Origin of the sequence: Pseudomonas sp. QD4, assembly GCF_049199125.1 — a bacterium.
GTDB lineage: Bacteria > Pseudomonadota > Gammaproteobacteria > Pseudomonadales > Pseudomonadaceae > Aquipseudomonas.
This window is the reverse complement of sequence record NZ_JBLZOM010000002.1, coordinates 1,175,596-1,198,321: the sequence shown is the minus strand read 5'-3', so window position 1 is coordinate 1,198,321 and position 22,726 is coordinate 1,175,596. Positions and strand designations below refer to the sequence as shown.

Below are 22,726 nucleotides of genomic sequence, written 5' to 3'. Positions count from 1 at the left end.
TGGCGCGTCAAACATGGCCGGGCGTCGCTTGCTGGAGCGTGAACAGGTTCATTTCTACTTCACCTGGGTCGTGGCGAAGTTGTTATTGGTCAACGGGTTCTGGTGGTAACCCTCGACGTTCTTGCGCATGGCCGTGAACATTTTTGGATAGGCCGTGGGAATCCAGGGTTGGTCTTCAGCGAAAACCAGCTGGGCTTTTTCATAGAGTGCCGCGCGTTGCGTCGGTTCGGTGTCGGCACGGGCCTGATCGATCAACGCTTGAAAGGCCTTGTTGCACCAGCGGGCGTAGTTTTCGCCGTTTTTCGCCGCATCACAACTCAAGTTCGGTGTGACGAAGTTATCCGGGTCGCCGTTGTCGCCAGCCCAGCCGGCCGTCACCAGATCGTGTTCGCCATTCTTGGCCCGTTTGAGCATCTCTCCCCATTCCATGACGCGGATGTCGAGCTTGAGTCCGATCTGGGCCAGGTCGGACTGCATCATCTGCGCGCCCAGCAACGGATTGGGGTTGGTCGGGCCGCCGCCGTTGCGGGTGAACAGGGTCAGCACGGTGCCTTCGGGAACCCCGGCTTCCTTGAGCAGCGCCCGGGCCTTGTCGAGGTCGCGCGCCGGGTTTGTCAGGCTCCGGTTGAAGCCTAGCAGGGTCGGCGGGTAAGGCCCGGTGCCGAGTATGGCGTTGTCCTTGCCGTACAGGCTGTCGACGTAGGCCTGTTTGTCGAAGGCGATATCGATGGCCTTGCGTACCCGGACATCGCTGATATAAGGGCGGGTGGTGTTCATCGCGGTGTAGCTGGTGATCATCGCCGCCAGCTCGGCGAGCTTGAGGTTGGGATTGGTCTTGATGCTGGGGATGTCATCGGGCTTGGGGTAGAGGGCGATCTGGCATTCGTTGGCCTTGAGCTTTTGCAGGCGCACGTTGTTGTCGGTAGTGATGGCGAAAATCAGCGGATCAGCCGGGGGCGCACCACGGAAGTACTCCGGGTTGGCCTTGAACCGGACCTGGGCATCCTTGGCGTAACGGTTGAAGACGAAGGGCCCGGTGCCGATCGGTTTGCTGTTGAGCTCGGCGGTTTTGCCGGCCTTGAGCAACTGGTCGGCGTATTCGGCCGGGTAGATCGAAGCAAAGGCCATGGCAATGTCGGCGAGAAAGGGCGATTCACGCCGGGTCAGGGTGAAGACCACGGTGTGCTCGTCGACTTTCTCGACGCTCTTGAGCAGCTCTTTGAAGCCCATGCTCTCGAAGTAGGGGAAACCCACGCTGGATTTGTCATGCCAGGGATGTTTCGGGTCCAGCTGGCGCTGGAAACTCCAGAGCACATCGTCGGCGTTCAGGTTGCGGGTTGGCTTGAAGTAATCGGTGCTGTGGAACTTCACCCCTTGGCGCAGGTGAAAGGTGTAGCGCAGCCCATCCGGGCTGATCTCCCAGGACTCGGCCAGGGCGGGCTGGATGTCTACGGTGCCGGGCTTGAAGTCCACCAAACGGTTGAACAGGGTTTCTGCCGCCGCATCGGCGGTGACTGCGGTGGTGAATTGGACGATATCGAAGCCTTCCGGGCTGGCTTCGGTACAGACCACGAGGGGCTTGGCCCAGGCGCTTGTGGCAAGGGTCAGCAGGGCGGCGGCGATGGCCGCTTTCAGGGGAAGCAATTTCATCAGGAACCCTCTGCAATCAGTTGAACCAGATTAGCTTGAATGGCGGACTCTTCCTGAGTCCGCCCTCCGACTGGCGGCCTAGAGAATGTTGAATGGAATGGTGGTCACCAGGCGGAACTCGTTGAGGTTGCCGTCGGGTTGTTCGGAGCTGGCGCGGTGCGTGGTGTAGGTCGCGCGGATCGCGGTGGCCTTGAGCGGGCCGCTCTGCACCGCATATGAAGCGCCGACGCCGTACTCCTGGTGCTTCTCGCCGTCCATCAGGCGCAGGTCGCTGCGCGATTTACCCGATGTGCCGTAGCCGATGCCGGTGTACTTGTAGTTCGTACCATCGATACCCCAGCCACGCGCGCTGTATACGTTGAACTTGAGACCCGGTACGCCGTATTGGGCCAGGTCGAGGCCATAGGCGATCTGGAACGATTTCTCGTTCGGGGCGTTGAAGTCCGACAGCAGGGAGTTGGCCAGGTAGATGCCGTTGGTGTCGTGCAGGTAGTCGAAGTATTCGTCGCCGTTCACTTCCTGGTAGGAGAACGTCAGGGTATGGGCCTGGTGGGTCAGCCCCAGGGACAGGCTGTAGGTGTCGTTGTCGATGCCGCCGATCTTGGCTTTGCCGCTGTCGGTGGTCTTGTAGTAGTTGAGGCCGGTGGTCAGGCTCAACACCGAGCTGTCACCCAGTTGGTGGGTGGCGCCGAAGTAGTACTGGTTCCAGAAGTCTTCGACGTGGCTGCCGTAGAGGCTGGTCTTCAGGCTTTTGGTGGGTTGGTAGTTGAGGCCGGCGATATTGACGTGGTCGGTCTCTGCCCGTTGCTGATACTCGGAGACGAACTTGGTCACGCTCTGCTCGGAGCGTGGCGATACGCGGTCGTAGGTGCCGAGGTCGAACGACAGGTTGTTGAATTCTTCGCTGTGCAGGCTCACCCCCTGGAAGCTGGAGGGCAGTGGCCGGTTACCGATGACGTCGACCACTGGCGTGCTGACGTTCTGGCGCCCGGCGGTCAGGGTGGTGTTGGAAATCCGTGCCTTGACGTTGGCCAGGCCGAGCTTGCTCCACTGGCCCACTGCGTCGCCGTCGGCATGGGTCAGGGTACGGTTGTTCGGGCCGGCGATGTCCTTGCGGTCACGGTCCAGGGCAATCGCGTTGTAGACCGCGACTTCGGTGCTGAAACCGACGGTGCCCTGGGTAAAGCCCGAGCTGTAGTTGAGGATGGTGCCCTGGACCCAGTTGATACGGCGCGCGGTCGGGGTCGCCACGTTGTTGTGGTTGTAGGAGAAGCGATCATCGCGGCGGCGCAACTCGTTGGCGTACCAGTTGCGGGTGGTGCCCGAAAGGCTCTGCCCTTCGACGAACCCTTTGCTTTCGGCCTGGGCGCTGGTGTCGCTGAGCGTGGTCGGCACGAATTGCTGGCTGACGGTTTCGGCATGGGCCACAGCGCTGACGCTGCTGATAGCCAGGGCCAATAATGCAATCTTGCTTGGTTTCATCGGTGAGGCTCCTTTGCTTTTTATGTGCCGGTCTTCAGTGATCCGGCTATCGGTTTGGAACTCATTCAGGTCATCGCAAACGTTTGCATCAGCCGCGTTAGCCGAATTCAGGCAACAGGCCTGCATGAGGGCGATAACGCCCCCAGGCTTTGGGTTTTCAGTTATTGGTCGAGGCTGACGCCCGAGAACACGTTACGGCCGAAGGGGCTGACCTTGAACCCTTCGACTTTGGCGCTCAACGGCTGGTTGACCGTCGAGTGAGCGACAGGCGTGATCGGCACCTGCTGCTTGAGCAACTGCTGGGCCTGTTTGTAGAGCACGGTGCGTTGCTCGCGGTCGGTGATCAGCTTGGCCTGCTTGATCAGCGTGTCGTAGGCCGGGTCGCACCACATGGAGTAGTTGTTGCCGCCAATGGCGTCGCAGCTGTAGAGGGTGCCGAGCCAGTTGTCCGGGTCACCGTTGTCGCCGGTCCAGCCAATCAGGCTGATGTCATGCTCGCCGTTCTTGGTGCGCTTGATGTACTCGCCCCATTCGTAGCTGACGATTTTCACCTTGAGCCCGATCTGCGCCCAGTCGGCCTGAAGCATCTCGGCCATCAGCTTGGCGTTGGGGTTGTAGGGACGCTGCACGGGCATGGCCCAGAGGGTGATTTCGGTGCCTTCCTTGACCCCGGCGGCCTTGAGCAGCTCACGGGCTTTTTCCGGATTGTAGGCAGCATCCTTGATGCTTTCGTCGTAGGACCACTGGGTCGGCGGCATGCCATTGACCGCCAGTTGCCCCGCGCCCTGATACACCGCGTTGAGGATGCTGGCCTTGTTCACCGCCATGTCCAGCGCCTGGCGCACTTCGAGCTGGTCGAACGGTTTGTGGCGCACGTTGTAGGCGATGTAGCCGAGGTTGAACCCGGGCTTTTCGATCAATTGCAGTTTCGGGTCCTGCTTGAGCGCGGCCACATCGGCGGGGCGCGGGTGCAGGGTGACCTGGCACTCGCCGGCCTTGAGCTTCTGCACCCGCACCGAGGCGTCGGTGTTGATGGCGAAGATCAGGTTGTCGAGCTTGACCCGGCTCGGGTCCCAGTAGTGTTTGTTGCCGGCGTAGCGGATTTGCGAGTCTTTCTGGTAGCGCTGGAACACGAAGGGCCCGGTGCCGATCGGCTTCTGGTTGATCTCGTTGGGCTTGCCGGTCTTGAGCAATTGCTCGGCGTATTCGGCGGAGAGGATCGCGGCAAAGCTCATGGCGATGTTCTGGATGAACGCGGCGTCCACCGAGTTCAGGGTCATGACCACGGTCAGCGGCCCGGTCTTCTCGACCTTGGCGATGTTCTTGTTCAGGCTCATCCCGTCGAAGTAGGGAAACTCGGTGGGGTAGGCCTTGCGGAACGGGTGCTCGCTATCGAGCATGCGGTTGAAGGTGAACAGCACGTCGTCGGCATTGAAGGTGCGGCTGGGTGTGAAGTACGGGGTGGTGTGGAACTTCACCCCTTCACGCAGGTGGAAGGTGTAGGTCAGGCCGTCCGGGGAAATATCCCAGCGCGTGGCCAGCCCGGGCACCACGGTGGTGGCGCCTTTTTCAAACTCCACCAACCGGTTGTACAGCGGTTCGGCGGCATCGTTGTCGGTGGCGGTGGTGTACTGCGCGGTATCGAAGCCTGCCGGGCTGCCTTCCGAGCAGAACACCAGGCTGTTGCCTGCGGCCAGGCTGATGGTGCTGGCGGCCAGCAGGCCGGTGCCGAGCAGTGCCGATAAAACCAGGGTATGACGCATGACGGTGCCTCTCCTTTTTATGTGTGTGATCAATGCGCAATAGCTCCTTCCTGGAACGTGGACGCGTCATTGATATTCAACCATCGCTTGCAGCAAACGCCGGCTCACGGATACAGATTCACCCAGCCTTGACGGTAGAGGTCATCGGCGAAGCCGTAAATGCGCGGGAGCCTTAACGTCTCGTAGGAAACCGCTGAAAATCCCGCAGTCTGCTGCCTGAAAAGAGCAGCGATTCCGGAGATGGCGGGTGACCCGTGACGTGGCAGGGCTGGTGGCGACGTCGTTGGACGTCGCCACCGTGCCTTATTTGCTGATGCTGACACCGTAGAAGGAGTTCAAGCCGAACGGGCTGATCTTGAAGTCCTGCACGGAGTTGCGCATCGGTTGAAACACCGTCGAGTGTGCGATAGGTGTCATTGGAACCTGGTCTTTGATGATGTGTTGCGCCTGCTTGTACAGCTCGGTGCGCTTGGCCACATCCGGCGTGGCCTTGGCTTGCTTGATCAGTGCGTCATAGGGCTTGTCGCACCACTTGGAGAAGTTGTTGCCGTTCATGGCGTCGCAACCGAACAGGGTGCCGAGCCAGTTGTCCGGGTCACCGTTGTCGCCGCTCCAGCCGATGATCATCGCCTGCTGCTCGCCGCCTTTGGAGCGCTTGATGTACTCGCCCCACTCATAGCTGACGATGTTCACTTTAAGACCGATCTTGCCCCAGTCGGACTGCAGCATTTCCGCCATCAGCTTGGCGTTCGGGTTGTAGGGACGCTGTACCGGCATGGCCCACAGGGTGATCTGGGTGCCTTCCTTGATGCCGGCTTCCTTGAGCAGTTGCTTGGCCCTCTCGGGGTCGTACTTGGCGTCCTTGATGGTGGTGTCATAGGACCATTGGGTCGGCGGCATGGCGTTGACCGCCAACTGGCCGGCGCCCTGGTAGACCGAGTCGATGATCTGGGCTTTGTTCACCGATATGTCCATGGCCTGGCGCACCTTGAGGTTGGCCAGCGGATTGGGTTCGGTGCCGCCCTTGAGTACCGGCATCACGTTGTAGGCCACATAGCCCAGGTTGAAGCCTGCCTGCTCCGGCATCTTCAGGTCTTTGTCTTCCTTGAGTGCCTTGAGGTCGGCCGGACGCGGAGATAGCGTGACCTGGCATTCGTTTTTCTTCAGCTTCTGGACTCGCACCGACGGGTCGGTGGTGATGGCGAAGATCAGGTTGTCGATCTTCACGTCTTCAGGCTTCCAGTAGTCCTTGTTGCCGGTGTAACGGATGTTGGAGTCTTTCTGGTAGCTCTTGAACACGAACGGCCCGGTGCCGATCGGCTTCTGGTTGAGGTCGCTGGCCTTGCCTTCCTTGAGCAGCTTGTCGGCGTACTCGGCGGACTGCACCGAAGCGAAGCTCATGGCGATGTTCTGGATAAAGGCGGCGTCGACGCTCTTGAGGTGGAACTTGACCGTCTTGTCGTCGATCTTCTCGACCTGGGTGATGTTGGTGTCCATCCCCATGTCGGTGAAGTAAGGGAATTCGGTGGGGTAGGCCTTACGGAACGGCATGTCCTTGTCGATCATGCGGTTGAAGGTGAAGAGCACGTCGTCGGCGTTGAAAGTACGGGTCGGGGTGAAGTACGGCGTGGTGTGGAATTTGACCCCTTCGCGCAGATGGAAGGTGTAGGTCAGGCCGTCGTCGGAGATATCCCAGCTGGTGGCGAGGCCCGGAACGACGGCGGTGCCGCCACGTTCGAACTGGCTGAGGCGGTTGTAGATGGTTTCTGCCGAGGCATCGAAGTCGGTTCCGGTGGTGTACTGGCCAGGGTCGAAACCGGCCGGGCTCCCTTCAGAGCAGAACACCAGGTTAGTGGCCGCGTGGGCGAAGGGTGCGCTGGCAAGCAAGCCTGCGCCGAGTAAAAACGGAATGACCGCGTGTTTAAGCATGGTGGCCTCATGATTTGTTGTCATTTTTGGTTAGAGGACGACCTCGTGAGTCGACCTGCCGATACTTATGCAGGCCTCATACCCAATGCAAGATGCAGAACTGCCGCAGGTCTTAAACAGTGGAACGAACGTACATGAATGTCGCATATGTATAAAATTTGACGCATTTGATCGTTTGCGCAGGCATTTTTTGCTGTTTTTACGGCCAAAACAGCACAACCGGGGCGTCTGATGCACCCGGTTGGTTCACGCTTGAGGGTTATTTATTCAGGCTGACGCCGTAGAACGGCGTGAGGCCGAACGGGCTGATCTTGAAGTCCTGCACTTCCTTGCGCAGCGGCTGGAACACCGTGGAGTTGGCGATCGGAGTGATCGGCACTTGCTGTTTGAGGATCAGTTGCGCCTGCTGGTAGAGCTTGATGCGTTCGTCACGATCGCTGCTCAGCTTGGCCTTTTGCACTAACTGGTCGTAGGCCGGGTCGCACCATTTGGCGTAATTGCTGCCTTTGACCGCTGCGCAGCTGTAGAGCACGCCGAGCCAGTTGTCCGGGTCGCCGTTGTCGCCGGTCCAGCCGTAGATCATCACGTCATGCTCGCCGTTCTTGGCGCGCTTGATGTACTCGCCCCATTCATAGCTGACGATATTGGCCTTGATCCCGACCTTGGCCCAATCCTCCTGGATCATCTGTGCCGACATCCGCGCATTGGGGTTGGACGCCCGCTGCACGGTCATGGCCCAGAGGTTGAGGGTCGTACCCGGTGCCACTCCGGCTTCCTTGAGCAGGGCGCGGGCCTTGGCCGGGTCGTGGGGCGCGTCCTTGATGTTCGGGTCGAATGACCATTGCGCCGGTGGCAGAGCGTTCTGCGCCAGTTGCCCGGCGCTCTGGTACACCGCCTTGATGATGGCCGGCTTGTCGATGGCCATGTCCAGGGCCTGGCGCACCTTGAGCTGGTCCAGCGGTGGGTGGGTCACGTTGTAGGCGAGAAACCCGAGGTTGAAGCCGGGCTGCTGGAGCACCCGCAGGTTGGGGTCTTTTTCCATCACTTCGATATCGGCCGGGCGCGGGTAACCGCTGACCTGGCACTCACCGGCCTTGAGCTTCTGCAAACGTACCGCCGCGTCGGGGGTGATCGAGAAGATCAGGTTGTCGAGCTTCACGTCCTCGGGTTTCCAGTAGGCGGTGTTGCCGGTGAAGCGAATCTGCGAATCCTTCTGATAGCGCTTGAACACGAATGGCCCGGTGCCGATCGGTTTCTGGTTGAGGTCGGCGGCCTTGCCCTGCTTGAGCAACTGCGCGGCGTATTCGGCGGACTGGATCGAGGCAAAACTCATGGCCAGGTTTTGCACAAAGGCGGCGTCGACGTTGTTCAGGCTGAAGCGCACGCTGTGCTCGTCGACCTTGTCGATGCTCTTGATCGTGGTGTTCAGGCCCATGTCGGTGAAGTACGGCGACTCCGAGGGGTAGGCCTTGCGGAACGGGTTTTCAGGGTCGAGCAGGCGCTGAAAGGTAAACAGCACGTCGTCGGCGTTGAAGTCGCGGCTGGGGGTGAAGTAGTCGGTGCTGTGGAATTTCACCCCTTCGCGCAGGTGAAAGGTGTAGCTCAGGCCATCCTTGGACACATCCCAGGAGGTGGCCAGGCCCGGCTCGACCTCGGTTGCGCCGCGCTTGAACTGGGTCAGGCGGTTGAACACGGTCTCGGCCGAGGCGTCGAAGTCGGTGCCGCTGGTGTATTGGCTCGGGTCAAAGCCGGCCGGGCTGGCTTCCGAGCAATAGACCAGGGTCGAGGCGGCCTGGGCCAGGGGCGCACAGGCCAGCAGGCTGGCGGCGAGCAGCAGCGGTTTAAAGGCAATCGTGTCCATGAAGTCCCCTAGTGATGACCGGGCCAGAGCGGCCAGGGCGAAAAAGGCAGGCGTGAGATTACCGCTGCCGGGTTGAATCAGAAACAGCAGGTTGGTTAGCAGCTCATAACCAAAACCAGCGCATCGTTATTCCAGCCCAAGCCTAGTAAAGTTGCGCGTTCCCAGGGAGCAAGGAGGGAAAAGGGGAGCTGGACGCTGCCAGGTTATGGATAGACCGGTTTGCTGATCACGGCCCGGGGCAGGCATTTTTCGTCAAAGGGACAGGGGCAGGATCATGGGTGTTAGAGGGTGGATGGTGGCTGGGTGCCTGCTGCTGGCAGGTTGCAGTGAAGAGAAGTCGCCGCCGGTTGCGTGGTTTCTTGAGGACACTTCTCGCCTATTCAGCACGCTTCGGGCGTGCGACTCGGTCAAGAACAAACCGCATTACAGCTGGTGCAACAACGCGAATCTGGCCGCCATGACGCTGCGGCAGCGGTCTGAGGAAAGAGAGCGGCAGGAGCGTCTGGAACGCCTCAACCAGGCACCCTACCGAGTGAAACTGATTTATTGGTACGGGCTGAATCCCGACGCCTTGAGCGCGGTGCTCGAGGTGTGCCGCAATGCGATGGAGCGCCAGATGCTGGAATCTGATTTCGCCATGGGCTGCACCCTGGCCAGCCAGGCTCGGCTCAGCAATATCATGCGCAAGCTGCAGTAAGCCGCCCGAGCCGCAGGCGGCTTGTGTGGTGAGCCGGACCCGCCGGGCGGCAGGTCCGGCAACCGCTTATTGCATCAAGACTTCAATCGAGCCATCGGCGGTCATGCTGACCTGGCTGGTGCCGGCCTCGACTTCCGGGGTCACCGGCGCCGAATCCATGCTGGCCGCTTTCATCATCATCGGTGCGCGCATGTACGGCTGTGGATAACCGTTGCTGTTGAGGTTCAGGTTGACGATTTTGTAACCCTTGCCGCCCAGGGCGTCGGTGGCCAGTTGGGCGCGGGCCTTGAAGGCGTTGACCGCGTCCTTGAGCAGGGCGTCTTCGCTGGTCTTGCGGGTCGGGTCGGCGATGGCGAAGTCCATGCCGGCCATTTTCAGGTCGCCGAGCATCTCGCCGGTGAGCTTGGACAGGGCGGCGAAGTCCGAGCTTTCCAGGCGCAATTCAGCGCGCTCGCGCCAGCCAGTGATTTTCTGGCCCTTGGTGTCATAGATCGGGTAGCTGTTGCGGCTGCCCTGGCGCAAGGTGATGTCCTTGACCTGACGAGCCTGGCCCAGGGCCTTGTTCATGGTGGTGGTGATCTGCGCCGCCAGCTTGGCCGGATCGGCATCCTGGGCTTCGCTGTACAGGGTGACGATCATCAGGTCGCGCGCCACTTCCTGGCTGACTTCGGCGCGCAGGGCGATCTGGTTGTAATGCAGCTCATCGGCGGCCAGCGCCGGCAGGCTGGCGATGGAGCCGATGCTGAGGGCGAGAAGGGCGGCGCTGCGACTGAATGTATGCATGAAAACTCCTTGAGTACGGTCCACAGGTGACGGTCCCGTTCCTGCGTGAAACCATCAGACAGTTTTGGGCAGCGGCAAGTTTCAAGCGCCAGGCTGCCAGTTGAGAACCCCTAGGCTTGTAGCTTAAAACTTGGCGCTTGCCACTGCTTTTCTGTGACGCTTTGCCGCAGTTTTGCCTGCGGGGCGTGCTGCTTGGTTATACTCGTCGCGATCCGCCTGGAGCGCTCATCAGGAGAGCTCATGCTCGCCCCCGTACAATTGCTTTCCGCCACTCGCCAGAACCTCTGGCGCCTGACCTTTATCCGCACCCTGGTCCTGGCTGCCCAGGCCGGTTCGGTGGGGCTTGCCTACTGGTTTGACCTGCTGCCGCTGCCCTGGCTGCAACTGGCGGTGACCCTCGGCTTTTCGATGATCCTCTGCGCCTTCACGGCGATTCGGCTGCGTACCTCATGGCCGGTCACTGAGTTGGAGTACGCGGTGCAGCTGGCCTGCGACCTGTTTATCCACAGCGCGCTGCTGTATTTCTCGGGGGGGTCGACCAACCCTTTCGTCTCCTATTACCTGGTGCCACTGACCATCGCCGCCGTGACCCTGCCATGGCGTTACTCGGTGATTCTCTCCGGTATCGCGCTGACCATGTACACCCTGCTGCTGGCGCAGTTCTATCCGCTGCAGACCTTCCCCATCGCCCGGGAAAACCTGCAGATCTACGGCATGTGGCTGAGTTTTGCCCTGGCCGCGGCGGTGATCACCTTTTTCGCCGCGCGCATGGCCGAAGAGTTGCGCCGCCAGGAAGAGCTGCGGGCGATCCGTCGTGAAGAGGGCCTGCGGGACCAGCAATTGCTGGCCGTGGCCACCCAGGCCGCCGGTGCCGCCCATGAGTTGGGTACACCGTTGGCGACCATGAGCGTGTTGCTCAAGGAAATGCGCCAGGACCATCCCGATCCGCTGTTGCAGGACGACCTGAGCGTGCTCCAGGACCAGGTCAAGCTGTGCAAGGAAACCCTGCAGCAACTGGTGCGCGCCGCCGAAGCTAACCGGCGCCTGGCGGTGGAGATGCAGGAAGTCACCCAGTGGCTGGATGAAGCCTTGAACCGCTGGCACCTGATGCGCCCCGAAGCCAGTTATCGCTTCCTGCTGCTGGGCCAGGGACCGGTGCCGCGCCTGGCGCCGCCGCCAGACCTGACCCAGGCCTTGCTCAATCTGCTGAACAATGCCGCCGATGCCTGCCCCGAAGGGCTGGAAGTCCGCCTGGACTGGGACGAGGAAAACCTGACCATCAGTATTCGTGACCACGGTCCCGGCGTACCCTTGGCCATCGCCGAGCAGATCGGCAAGCCGTTTTTTACCACCAAGGGCAAAGGTTTCGGCCTGGGCCTGTTTTTGAGCAAGGCCAGCGTGACCCGCGCCGGTGGCTCAGTGAAACTCTACAGTCATGAGGAAGGTGGCACGCTTACCGAGCTGCGCCTGCCCCGTGTCGCCCGAGGAGACCAAGATGAGTGACGAACCCCAAGTCGAAGGCGAAGAGCTGCCGCATCTATTGCTGGTGGACGACGACGCTACTTTTACCCGCGTAATGGCCCGCGCCATGAGCCGTCGCGGTTTTCGCGTCAGCACCGCAGGTTCTGCCGAGGAAGGCCTGACCATCGCCCAGCAGGACTTGCCGGACTATGCCGCGCTGGACCTGAAAATGGACGGCGACTCCGGCCTGGTGCTGCTGCCCAAGCTGCTTGAGCTGGATCCGGAAATGCGCGTGCTGATCCTGACCGGCTATTCGAGCATCGCCACCGCTGTCGAGGCGATCAAGCGCGGTGCCTGCAATTACCTGTGCAAGCCGGCGGATGCCGACGATGTGCTGGCCGCGCTGCTCTCCGAACACGCCGACCTGGACACCCTGGTGCCGGAAAACCCGATGTCGGTGGACCGCCTGCAGTGGGAGCACATCCAGCGTGTGCTGACCGAGCATGAAGGCAACATCTCCGCCACTGCCCGCGCCCTGGGCATGCATCGGCGCACCTTGCAGCGCAAGTTGCAGAAGCGCCCGGTACGCCGCTGAACCGCGCCTGAACGAATGTCCGCAAGGCATCGTGAAAAAGCCAGCCGATCAACTATGATCGGCTCAGAGCTTGCCCCTTCCCTACCGAGCCACAACGATGAATCAGAACGCTGAATATTCCGCGGTCAACGATACTGTGCGCGGGCAGTTTTTCCGACGGGTCTGGGCGATGGTCACGCCATACTGGCGCAGCGAGGAGAAGGGCAAGGCCTGGTTGCTGCTGATTGCAGTGATCGCCCTGTCGCTGTTCAGCGTGGCGATCTCGGTGTGGATCAACAGTTGGTACAAGGATTTCTACAACGCCCTGCAAAAGAAGGACGAAGCGGCGTTCTGGCACCTGATTCTGTATTTCTGCGGGATTGCCGCCGTGGCGATTCTCGGTGCGGTGTATCGCCTTTACCTGACCCAGATGCTGACCATTCGCTGGCGGGCCTGGCTGACCGAGAAACACTTCGCCCGCTGGCTCGGCAATAAAAACTACTACCAGCTGGAGCAGGGCGGTTACACCGACAACCCGGACCAGCGGATTTCCGAAGACCTCAACAGCTTCACCAGCAATACCCTGAGCCTTGGCCTGGGGCTGATCCGCACGGTGGTCAGCCTGGTGTCGTTTTCCATCATCCTCTGGGGCGTCTCGGGCAGCATCGAGGTCTACGGCTACACCATTCCCGGCTATATGTTCTGGTGCGCGCTGGTGTACGCCGCCGTCGGCAGTTGGCTGACGCACCTGATCGGTCGACGCCTGATCGGCCTCAATAACAATCAACAACGGTTTGAAGCCGACCTGCGTTTCTCCATGGTCCGGGTTCGTGAAAACGCCGAGAGCATTGCCCTGTACAACGGCGAGAGCAACGAGAACCGGCGCCTGAGCGCACGCTTCGGCATGGTCTGGCACAACTTCTGGGACATCATGAAGGTCTCCAAGCGTCTGACCTTCTTCACCGCCGGCTATGGCCAGATTGCCGTCATCTTCCCGTTTATCGTCGCAGCCCCGCGTTACTTCGCTGGGAAGATCGAGCTGGGTGAGCTGATGCAAATCAACTCGGCGTTCGGCAATGTGCAGGAGAACTTCAGCTGGTTTATTTCGGCGTACTCCGACCTGGCCGCGTGGCGCGCGACCTGTGATCGTCTGTTGAGCTTCCGCCAGGCCATGAGCGAAAACGAAGAGCGCACCCCGGCCATCGATGTGCAAAACGAAGGCGGCGAGCTGAAGGTGCATGACCTTGGGCTGGACTTGGCTGATGGCCGCAACCTGCTGGAAGGGGCCGAAATGAGCGTTGCCCCCGGCGAGCGCCTGATGCTCAGCGGTCGTTCCGGCAGTGGCAAAAGCACGTTGTTGCGGGCGATGGGGCGCTTGTGGCCTGCGGGTCACGGCAGTATTCGCATGCCGGACCAGCGTTATCTGTTTTTACCGCAAAAACCTTACTTGCCCATTGGTAGCCTGCGTGAAGCCTTGAGTTATCCACAGTCTGGCGACACCTACCCTCACGAACGCTACGTGCAAGTGTTGGAAACCTGCCGCCTGCCGCACCTGGTATCACGCCTGGACGAAAGCAATCACTGGCAGCGCATGTTGTCTCCCGGCGAGCAGCAGCGCCTGGCCTTTGCCCGTGCATTGCTCTATGCGCCGACCTGGCTGTACATGGACGAAGCCACATCCGCCATGGACGAAGAAGACGAGGCGACGCTCTACCAGGCGCTGATTGATCAACTGCCAGGCTTGAGCATTGTCAGCGTTGGTCACCGCAGCAGCCTCAAGCGCTTCCATCCTCGGCACATCCGGATCGAGCACGGACAACTGATCGAACAGTCGATGCTGGCCTAGCATCGGCTGCGCCGGTCGGCACCCAGGTGCTGGCCGGCGTGCTTGACCTCAACGGCTGTCCTTTTTCCTGTCGAATAAGACAGGGTTTACGCTGGACGGTGATCGTACAACTAAGCTGAGCTATGATGCGTTCTCAGTTGCCTAAAAAGATGCCCACCATGGAAAACCTCAACACCGCGCCCCGCCTACCCCGCAAGCGCCGTAGCCTGGCGCAGGAGCTGGTCACGGTGCTGTCCGAACAGATCCGTGATGGGCTGCTCAAGCGCGGTGACAAGTTGCCGACCGAGTCGGCGATCATGGAAGCCCACGGCGTCAGCCGGACCGTGGTCCGCGAGGCGATCTCCCGCTTGCAGGCGGCGGGGCAGGTGGAAACCCGCCACGGTATCGGTACCTTTGTTCTGGACACCCCAAGCCCCAGCGGTTTTCGAATCGACCCGGCCACCGTGGTCACCCTGCGTGATGTGCTGGCGATCCTCGAGCTGCGCATCAGCCTCGAAGTGGAGTCGGCAGGGCTCGCCGCACTGCGTCGCAGCGATGAGCAACTGGCCGCCATGCGCGCGGCACTGGATGCGTTGAATGAAAGCGCAGCCCATGACAGCGATGCTGTCGCCTCTGACTTCCAGTTTCACCTGCAAATCGCGCTGTCCACCGGCAACCGCTATTTCACCGACATCATGACCCACCTGGGTACCAGCATCATTCCGCGGACCCGGCTCAACTCGGCGCGCCTGGCCCACGATGACCAGAAGCACTACATGGGGCGCCTGAGCCGCGAGCATGAAGAGATTTATGAGGCCATCGCCCGCCAGGATTCGGATGCAGCCCGTGCGGCGATGCGTTTGCACCTGACCAACAGCCGCGAACGCCTGCGTCATGCCCACGAGGAGGCAGAAGCGCAGCGCGGCTAGGCCATTTCTCCAGCAGGCGCCGCTGATCAAGCTTCGGGTGCAATGACATCGCGGGCAAGCTCGCCCCCTACCGGTTGTAGGGGGCGGCCTTGCCCGCGATGCTTTTCAGCGGATCAAGCGCTTTGCAGAATCGAGCGGTCGACTCTCACGGCCAGTTGGCCCTCGTGGGCTGAGGTGTCGAACGTCACTTTGCCGTCGGCGGCCACCTGCGCGCGGGCAATCGCTACGCCGTTGGACAGCAGTTCCAGGGGCGCGCCCTGGAGAGATTGGCCGGAGGCCAGTTGCAGTGTCAGGTTGATACTCATGGTGAGGTCCTTGTCAGGCAATGCGGTCGATAAAGGTGGTGGAACTGGCGTCGATACTGGCGATCAGCTCGGGCGAACCCCCAAGAAATTGCCGGTAAACGTTGCGTGTCAGGCTGCTGCCTGAGGCTGCGGCAATGCCCAGGGTCGGCTGGAAACGGTCGCTGAGTTGGGCATAGGCCGACCAGGGTCCGGTGTACGACTCGCTGAGCCCCTGGCTTTCGCTGATGGCGTAACGCACTGCATTGCCCGGTAGCCAGTTGGGTTCGCTCGGCGTCTGGCTTTGCCAGCCGTCGGCCAGGATGGTCGGCGCTGCCGGTGGCGCTTCGAGGTAGCCGGCGGGTTTGTTGGGTGTGTAGTGGGTCAGCAGCAGATAGGTGCTCCAGCCCCACCAGTTGTCGACGGTCTTGCTGTCGTTGAGGTTATTGACGTCGCTGCGGCGCAGCACCTTGTCGCCTTGGGTCACGAACAGGGGCGAGAAGTTGGCACCAGGGCTGGAGACCGCTTGCAGGTCCGGCAGCCCTTGCAGCGCGGCGAAGCTGGCAGGCGCCGCCGGGTTACCACTCTGGTAGCAGGCGAAGATTTCATCGGCCGAGCTCTGCACGGCCCGTTGCACCTGCTGGCGATTGCGCTGGTCGACGGTGTCGAAGTAACGCTTGTCGCCATAGGCGTGCCATTGCTCGCCTCGGGCGTTGCGGACATTGAGGCCGAACTTGCTGTCTTCGTCGTGCATGAAGCGGGTAATCAGCGAACCCAGGTCACTGGGGGTGACCACCGCCGCCAGTTGTTTGCGCGGCACCCGCAGGTGGCCTGCGGAGAACAGGTCGGTGAGGTAGTGATCGGCAAAGGCGTTCATTGCATAGGCCAGCTCCAACGGTTGGGTGTCGGCGCTGCCATGAGCCAATCGCGCCTGCTCCAGTGCCGCGCTGTGCCCGGCGATGTAGGCAAGCTTTGCCCACTCGCCAAAGTGGTCGGCGTTGTTCGCCGCCAACTTCAGGTAGCGCCCCAGGGGCAGCATCGGCGAGACCACGCTGCCACCGCCGGTAATCCGGTTCCACTCTTCAGACAACGTATCTCCAAGGGCGTCATACGCCTCATGGGGCTGCTTGCCATCGCGGATCGCCTGGTGTGTGGCGACGATTTCTTTCTGCATCACCGCGAGGATCTGCCGCGCTTCGTCTTTCGACGCCGGCAGGACCGCCAGGGAGTTGAAGGCCGCGCTGAAACGCTGCACGCGCTCCACCGCCGAAGCGCCTTCGCTGATCGGTCGGTCGGGGATGCCGTAGAAGTCACCGCCCAGCGCCACTACCTGGCCATAGGTCAGTGCCAGGCCATTGGGCAGGTGCAATTCGACCTGGGAGGCAGCAATCGGCGGGGCATCCGCGGCGAAGCGCAACCAGGTGTTGTCGCCGATAGCGGTGTGCTCGCCACCTTCGAAACGCAACTGGGGCTTGGGTTTCAGCGGGTTTTCCGGTGGTGTGCCCGGCGGCCTGGGAGGCGAATGTTTGCGGCTGTGGTGAGGGGCGACGCGCAGCAGCAGGCTGTCGCCATCGCCGTTGATGGCCAGGCCCTGTTCGCTGAACAGCTGGTCGAGATCGGCCGCGATTTTGCCGGCAAGCGATGCTTGTTGCGGCAGGGGGGTTGAGAGTGCTGACATTTCTAGCTCCTTGATATGTCATCGTTCAGGTCATTATTTAACTGTATGTATATACAGTTAAATCGAGCTTAGATGAAATCATTGGCCCGTCAAGGAGCCGCAGGCGAGCCGATCAATTTTCTTTGTAACGACGAAATGCAGTTGACGATTATATTTTTAGTTGTACGATGACCTACAACTTCAGCCAAGCCTGAGGTCTTTTCCATCACAATGTTTCCCAGGGTGTTCGAATAATGAATCCACAAGAACTGAAGTCCATCCTCTCCCATGGCCTGTTGTCTTTCCCGGTCACCGACTTCAATGCTCAGGGCGACTTCCATCGCGCGGGCTACATCAAGCGTCTCGAATGGCTCGCCCCTTACGGCGCCTCGGCGCTGTTCGCCGCGGGCGGCACTGGCGAGTTCTTCTCCCTGGCGGCCAGTGAATATTCGGAAGTCATCAAGACTGCAGTCGATACCTGCGCCACCAGCGTGCCGATTCTTGCCGGCGTTGGCGGTTCGACCCGCCAGGCCATCGAATACGCCCAAGAGGCCGAGCGCCTGGGGGCCAAGGGCCTGCTGTTGCTGCCGCACTACCTGACCGAAGCCAGCCAGGACGGGGTTGCGGCCCACGTTGAGGCCGTGTGCAAATCGGTAAAAATCGGCGTCGTGGTCTACAACCGCAACGTCTGCCGCCTCAACGCGTCGCTGCTGGAGCGCCTGGCCGAGCGTTGCCCGAACCTGATCGGCTACAAGGACGGCCTGGGCGACATCGAGTTGATGGTGTCGATCCGCCGTCGCCTGGGCGATCGCTTCAGCTACCTCGGCGGCCTGCCGACCGCTGAAGTCTATGCCGCGGCCTACAAGGCCCTGGGCGTGCCGGTGTACTCCTCGGCGGTGTTCAACTTCATCCCGAAAACCGCGATGGATTTCTACCACGCCATTGCCCGTGATGATCACGCTACGGTCGGCAAGATCATCGATGACTTCTTCCTGCCTTACCTGGATATCCGCAACCGCAAAGCCGGTTACGCAGTGAGCATCGTCAAGGCCGGGGCGAAAATCGTCGGTCACGACGCAGGCCCGGTACGGGCCCCGCTGACCGATCTGCTGCCGGAAGAATACGAAGCACTGGCGGCGTTGATCGACGCTCAGGGTGCGCAGTAATTGATCCGGGGCCGCTGAGTAATCAGCGGCCTTTTACGTACAGAATTTTGTGTGAGGAGTGACTTCGTGGCAGAGGCAAAACGATTCGATAACTACATCGGTGGCCAATGGGTTGCCGGCGCCGACTACTCCACCAATATCAACCCGTCGGACCTGTCCGAGGTGATCGGCGAGTACGCCAAGGCCGACCTGGCCCAGGTGCATGCCGCCATCGACGCTGCGCGTGCGGCGTTCCCGGCCTGGTCGACCTCGGGCATCCAGGCGCGCAGCGACGCGCTGGACAAAGTCGGCAGCGAGATCCTCGCCCGCCGTGAAGAGCTCGGCACCCTGCTGGCCCGGGAAGAGGGCAAGACCCTGCCCGAAGCCATCGGTGAAGTGGCGCGTGCCGGTAACATTTTTAAGTTCTTCGCCGGTGAGTGCCTGCGCCTGTCGGGCGATTACCTGCCCTCGGTGCGCCCGGGCGTCAACGTCGAAGTGACCCGCGAAGCCCTGGGTGTGGTGGGCCTGATCACGCCGTGGAACTTCCCGATCGCGATCCCGGCCTGGAAGATCGCCCCGGCCCTGGCCTACGGCAACTGCGTGGTGCTCAAGCCTGCCGACCTGGTGCCGGGTTGCGCCTGGGCCCTGGCGGAAATCATTTCCCGCGCCGGCTTCCCGGCTGGCGTGTTCAACCTGGTGATGGGCAGCGGCCGCCTGGTGGGCGACGCCATCGTCAACAGCCCGAAAGTCGACGGCATCAGCTTTACCGGCTCGGTGGGCGTAGGGCGGCAGATCGCCGTCAACTGCGTGGCGCGCCAGGCCAAGGTGCAGCTGGAGATGGGCGGCAAGAACCCGCAGATCATCCTCGACGACGCCGACCTCAAGCAGGCGGTGGAGCTGGCGGTACAGAGCGCGTTCTATTCCACCGGTCAGCGTTGCACGGCGTCGAGCCGGCTGATTGTCACCGCGGGCATTCACGATAAGTTCGTTGCCGCGATGGCCGAGCGCATGCAGTCGATCAAGGTCGGCCATGCCCTGAAAGCCGGCACCGATATCGGCCCGGTAGTGTCCCAGTCGCAACTGGAGCAGGACCTGAAGTACATCGATATCGGCCAGTCCGAAGGTGCACGCCTGGTCAGTGGTGGCGCGCTGGTGACCTGCGACACCGAAGGCTACTTCCTGGCCCCGACTCTGTTTGCCGACAGTGAAGCCTCGATGCGCATCAGCCGCGAAGAGATCTTCGGCCCGGTGGCCAACGTGGTGCGTGTCGCCGACTACGAGGCGGCGCTGGCCATGGCCAACGACACCGAATTCGGTTTGTCGGCAGGCATCGCCACCACCTCGCTGAAGTATGCCAATCACTTCAAGCGCCACTCCCAGGCGGGGATGGTAATGGTCAACCTGCCGACCGCCGGCGTCGACTACCACGTGCCGTTCGGTGGTCGCAAAGGTTCGTCCTACGGTTCCCGCGAGCAGGGTCGCTACGCGCAGGAGTTCTACACCGTGGTCAAGACGGCTTACATCGGATCGTAAAGGCTGGATCTGCAGGGGCCGCTTCGTCGGCGCCTGCAGCACAACGTGATTACCCGCATAAAAATAAATAGTGGGAGTACATCCAAATGCAAGCGACCAAGCCGACTCACGTCCGCTATTTGATCCTGCTCATGCTGTTCCTGGTGACCACGATCAATTACGCCGACCGTGCCACTATCGCCATCGCGGGTTCCAGCCTGCAAAAAGACCTGGGTATCGACGCCGTCACCCTGGGCTACATCTTCTCTGCATTCGGTTGGGCCTATGTGGCCGGGCAAATTCCCGGTGGCTGGCTGCTCGATCGTTTCGGCTCGAAAAAAGTCTATGCCCTGAGCATTTTTACCTGGTCGCTGTTCACCGTGCTGCAAGGCTATGTCGGTGAGTTCGGGGTTTCCACTGCGGTGGTGGCGCTGTTCATGCTGCGCTTCCTGGTGGGCCTGGCCGAGGCGCCATCCTTCCCCGGCAATGCGCGGATCGTTGCCGCCTGGTTTCCCACCGCCGAACGCGGTACGGCGTCGGCGATCTTCAACTCGGCGCAGTATTTCGCCACGGTGCTGTTCGCGCCGTTGATGGGCTGGATCGTCTACCGCTTTGGCTGGCAGCACGTGTTTATCGTGATGGGCGGGATCGGCATCGTGTTTTCGCTGATCTGGCTGAAAATTATCCACAGCCCGCGCCAGCACCCGATGATCAACGAGGCCGAGTTCAAGCACATCGCCGACAACGGCGGCATGGTCGACATGGACCAGGACAAGGTCGCAGGCAAACGCACCGATGGCCCGAAATGGGACTACGTGCGCCAGTTGCTGACCAACCGCATGATGCTCGGGGTGTACCTGGGCCAGTACTGCATCAACGGCATCACCTACTTCTTCCTGACCTGGTTCCCGGTGTACCTGGTGCAGGAGCGCGGCATGACGATCCTCAAGGCGGGTTTCATCGCTTCCCTGCCGGCCATCTGCGGCTTTATCGGAGGCGTGCTGGGTGGGGTGATCTCCGATTACCTGCTGCGCAAGGGGCACTCGCTGACGTTCGCGCGCAAGGCGCCGATCATTGCCGGGCTGCTGGTGTCCAGCAGCATCGTGGCCTGCAACTACGTGGACATCGAATGGATGGTGGTCGGCTTCATGGCCCTGGCGTTCTTCGGCAAGGGCGTGGGCGCCCTGGGCTGGGCAGTGGTGTCGGACACCTCGCCAAAACAGATCGCCGGCCTGAGTGGCGGACTGTTCAATATGTTCGGCAATATCGCCTCGATCACCACGCCGATCGTGATTGGCTACATCATCAGTTCCACCGGTTCGTTCAAGTGGGCCCTGGTGTTTGTCGGCTGCAACGCGCTGGTGGCGGTGTTCAGCTACCTGGTGATCGTTGGCCCGATCAAACGAGTGGTGCTCAAGGAGCCGCCAAGCGACGGCCCCGAGTTGAGCAAACTTTCCCACGCACATTCCTGAAGGGGCGGCGTCATGCAGTTGATTGAACATTCAGACTCGCCGCGCTACATCCGCCTGCACGAGCTGGACAACGTAGTGATTGTGGTCAACGACCAGGGCGTGCCGGCCGGCACCGAGTTTGCCGATGGCCTGGTGACCGTGGATTTTGTACCGCAGAGCCACAAGGTGACGCTGGTGGATATCCCCGAAGGCGGCCAGGTGATTCGCTATGGCCAGACCATCGGTTATGCCTTGCAGCCAATCCCCCGCGGCAGTTGGGTCAAGGAAGACCAACTGCGCATGCCGACCGCGCCGCCCCTGGACAGCCTGCCGCTGTCCACCGAGGTGCCGCCGGCCCAGGCTGCGCTGGAAGGGTTCACCTTCGAGGGTTATCGCAACGCCGACGGCACGGTCGGCACGCGCAATATCCTGGGAATCACCACCACCGTGCAGTGCGTGACCGGGGTCCTGGACCATGCGGTCAAGCGCATCCGCGAAGAGCTGCTGCCCAAGTACCCCCATGTCGATGATGTGGTGGCCCTGACCCACAGCTACGGCTGCGGCGTCGCCATTACCGCCACCGATGCCTATATCCCGATCCGCACCGTGCGCAACCTGGCGCGCAACCCCAACCTGGGGGGCGAAGCGCTGGTCATCAGCCTGGGCTGCGAGAAGTTGCAGGCCGGCCAGGTGATGCATGAAAACGACAGTTCGGTGGACCTCAGCGAACCCTGGCTGTATCGCCTGCAGGACTCCAGCCACGGCTTCACCGAGATGATCGAGCAGATCATGGAGCTGGCCGAAACGCGCCTGAAGAAGCTCGACCAGCGGCGTCGGGAAACCGTGCCTGCTTCCGAGCTGATCCTGGGCATGCAGTGCGGCGGCAGTGACGCGTTTTCCGGGATCACCGCCAACCCGGCCCTGGGCTATGCCTCGGACCTGCTGCTGCGAGCGGGGGCAACGGTGATGTTTTCCGAAGTCACCGAAGTACGAGATGCCATCTACCTGTTGACCTCGCGCGCCGAGACCGAAACCGTGGCCCGCGAGCTGGTACGCGAGATGGACTGGTACGACCGCTACCTGGCCAAGGGCGAGGCGGATCGCAGCGCCAACACCACGCCGGGCAACAAGAAGGGCGGTCTGTCGAACATCGTTGAAAAATCCCTGGGCTCCATCGTCAAATCCGGCAGCAGCGCGATCAATGGCGTGCTGGGCCCGGGCGAGCGTTTCAGCCGCAAGGGCCTGATCTTTTGCGCGACGCCGGCCAGCGATTTTGTCTGCGGCACCTTGCAGCTGGCTGCCGGGATGAACCTGCACGTGTTCACCACCGGACGCGGTACGCCCTATGGCTTGGCGATGGCGCCAGTGGTCAAGGTCTCGACCCGCACCGAGCTGGCCCAGCGCTGGCCGGACCTGATCGACATCGACGCCGGGCGCATCGCCACCGGCCGCGCCAGTATTGAAGAGCTGGGCTGGGAGCTGTTCCACTTCTACCTGGACGTGGCCAGTGGAAAGAAGCAGACCTGGGCCGAGCAGCACAAGCTGCACAACGACATCACCTTGTTCAACCCCGCACCTATTACCTGAGGCCGATGGCCTGTCGGGGGGGGGGGGCGGGAAACCCCCCGGCCCCCCGGGTTTTGGCCCCCAAAAAAAAAAAAACGGGTGGGAGGGGGGGTTAATAAGGCGGCAACACGAAATTAGGGGGGGGTTTTAGGAAACCACC

General features: G+C 61.4%; 17 protein-coding genes. 9 read left to right on the top strand and 8 right to left on the bottom strand.

The features are described 5' to 3' along the window. Window positions 1-54: 54 nt before the first annotated feature. From ACOZJV_RS16480 to ACOZJV_RS16460, 5 genes are all read right to left on the bottom strand, one after another. On the bottom strand, window positions 55-1,650 hold the full coding sequence (locus ACOZJV_RS16480; protein WP_421548049.1) for an ABC transporter substrate-binding protein: 1,596 nt from the start codon (window positions 1,648-1,650) through the stop codon (window positions 55-57). Window positions 1,651-1,728: 78 nt separating this feature from the next. Beyond that, window positions 1,729-3,132 carry an OprD family porin gene (locus tag ACOZJV_RS16475; RefSeq protein WP_078469816.1) on the bottom strand — a complete coding sequence of 468 codons (1,404 nt, stop codon included), beginning with the start codon at window positions 3,130-3,132 and terminating at the stop codon, window positions 1,729-1,731. 161 nt (window positions 3,133-3,293) lie between these two features. Then, the gene (locus ACOZJV_RS16470) at window positions 3,294-4,895 is read right to left on the bottom strand and encodes an ABC transporter substrate-binding protein (protein WP_201129443.1); all 1,602 of its coding nucleotides are present in this window, start codon (window positions 4,893-4,895) and stop codon (window positions 3,294-3,296) included. A 303-nt stretch (window positions 4,896-5,198) separates the two neighbouring features. Further along, window positions 5,199-6,824, bottom strand: coding sequence for an ABC transporter substrate-binding protein (locus ACOZJV_RS16465; RefSeq protein ID WP_078469818.1), 1,626 nt, complete (start codon window positions 6,822-6,824; stop codon window positions 5,199-5,201). 259 nt (window positions 6,825-7,083) lie between these two features. Then, window positions 7,084-8,685, bottom strand: a complete 1,602-nt coding sequence (locus ACOZJV_RS16460) for an ABC transporter substrate-binding protein (protein ID WP_421548048.1) — start codon at window positions 8,683-8,685, stop codon at window positions 7,084-7,086. A 274-nt stretch (window positions 8,686-8,959) separates the two neighbouring features. Between ACOZJV_RS16460 and ACOZJV_RS16455 the strand changes: the two genes are divergently transcribed. After that, the gene (locus ACOZJV_RS16455; protein WP_421548047.1) at window positions 8,960-9,382 is read left to right on the top strand and encodes a hypothetical protein; all 423 of its coding nucleotides are present in this window, start codon (window positions 8,960-8,962) and stop codon (window positions 9,380-9,382) included. A 66-nt stretch (window positions 9,383-9,448) separates the two neighbouring features. On the opposite strand, the gene ACOZJV_RS16450 is transcribed toward ACOZJV_RS16455, so the two are convergent. Next, the gene (locus ACOZJV_RS16450) at window positions 9,449-10,165 is read right to left on the bottom strand and encodes an SIMPL domain-containing protein (RefSeq protein ID WP_421548046.1); all 717 of its coding nucleotides are present in this window, start codon (window positions 10,163-10,165) and stop codon (window positions 9,449-9,451) included. 240 nt (window positions 10,166-10,405) lie between these two features. Between ACOZJV_RS16450 and ACOZJV_RS16445 the strand changes: the two genes are divergently transcribed. The 4 genes from ACOZJV_RS16445 (at window position 10,406) to ACOZJV_RS16430 (ending at window position 14,954) form a co-directional block, all read left to right on the top strand. Next, window positions 10,406-11,668, top strand: coding sequence for an ATP-binding protein (locus ACOZJV_RS16445; RefSeq protein WP_020297105.1), 1,263 nt, complete (start codon window positions 10,406-10,408; stop codon window positions 11,666-11,668). Beyond that, entirely contained in the window at window positions 11,661-12,221 is a 561-nt protein-coding gene (locus ACOZJV_RS16440) for a response regulator transcription factor (RefSeq protein ID WP_020297106.1), read from the top strand. Before ACOZJV_RS16445 ends, ACOZJV_RS16440 begins: the two co-directional genes overlap by 8 nt. Window positions 12,222-12,318: 97 nt before the next feature. Further along, window positions 12,319-14,046: an ABC transporter ATP-binding protein/permease gene (locus ACOZJV_RS16435; RefSeq protein ID WP_078469822.1), complete on the top strand. Its 1,728-nt coding sequence runs from the start codon at window positions 12,319-12,321 to the stop codon at window positions 14,044-14,046. A 158-nt stretch (window positions 14,047-14,204) separates the two neighbouring features. Beyond that, window positions 14,205-14,954 (top strand): FadR/GntR family transcriptional regulator, encoded by a 750-nt coding sequence (locus ACOZJV_RS16430; RefSeq protein ID WP_078469823.1) that lies wholly within the window; start codon window positions 14,205-14,207, stop codon window positions 14,952-14,954. Window positions 14,955-15,067: 113 nt separating this feature from the next. Here the strand turns inward: ACOZJV_RS16430 and ACOZJV_RS16425 are convergent, their stop codons facing one another. Both ACOZJV_RS16425 and ACOZJV_RS16420 read right to left on the bottom strand, forming a co-directional pair. Beyond that, entirely contained in the window at window positions 15,068-15,259 is a 192-nt protein-coding gene (locus ACOZJV_RS16425; RefSeq protein WP_078469824.1) for a hypothetical protein, read from the bottom strand. Between the two features lie 13 nt (window positions 15,260-15,272). Continuing rightward, window positions 15,273-16,913 carry a phospholipase gene (locus ACOZJV_RS16420; protein ID WP_421548045.1) on the bottom strand — a complete coding sequence of 547 codons (1,641 nt, stop codon included), beginning with the start codon at window positions 16,911-16,913 and terminating at the stop codon, window positions 15,273-15,275. Window positions 16,914-17,146: 233 nt separating this feature from the next. On the opposite strand from ACOZJV_RS16420, the gene kdgD reads away from it, so the two are divergent. The 4 genes from kdgD to garD all read left to right on the top strand — a co-directional run bounded on the left by kdgD (window position 17,147) and on the right by garD (window position 22,587). Further along, window positions 17,147-18,058, top strand: a complete 912-nt coding sequence (gene kdgD, locus ACOZJV_RS16415) for a 5-dehydro-4-deoxyglucarate dehydratase (protein ID WP_421548044.1) — start codon at window positions 17,147-17,149, stop codon at window positions 18,056-18,058. Window positions 18,059-18,124: 66 nt separating this feature from the next. Beyond that, on the top strand, window positions 18,125-19,570 hold the full coding sequence (locus ACOZJV_RS16410) for an aldehyde dehydrogenase family protein (protein WP_020297112.1): 1,446 nt from the start codon (window positions 18,125-18,127) through the stop codon (window positions 19,568-19,570). Window positions 19,571-19,656: 86 nt separating this feature from the next. Then, complete coding sequence (locus tag ACOZJV_RS16405; protein WP_078469827.1) at window positions 19,657-21,021, top strand: MFS transporter; 1,365 nt, start codon at window positions 19,657-19,659, stop codon at window positions 21,019-21,021. Window positions 21,022-21,033: 12 nt separating this feature from the next. After that, entirely contained in the window at window positions 21,034-22,587 is a 1,554-nt protein-coding gene (garD, locus tag ACOZJV_RS16400) for a galactarate dehydratase (RefSeq protein ID WP_078469828.1), read from the top strand. The last annotated feature ends 139 nt before the right edge of the window (window positions 22,588-22,726 follow it).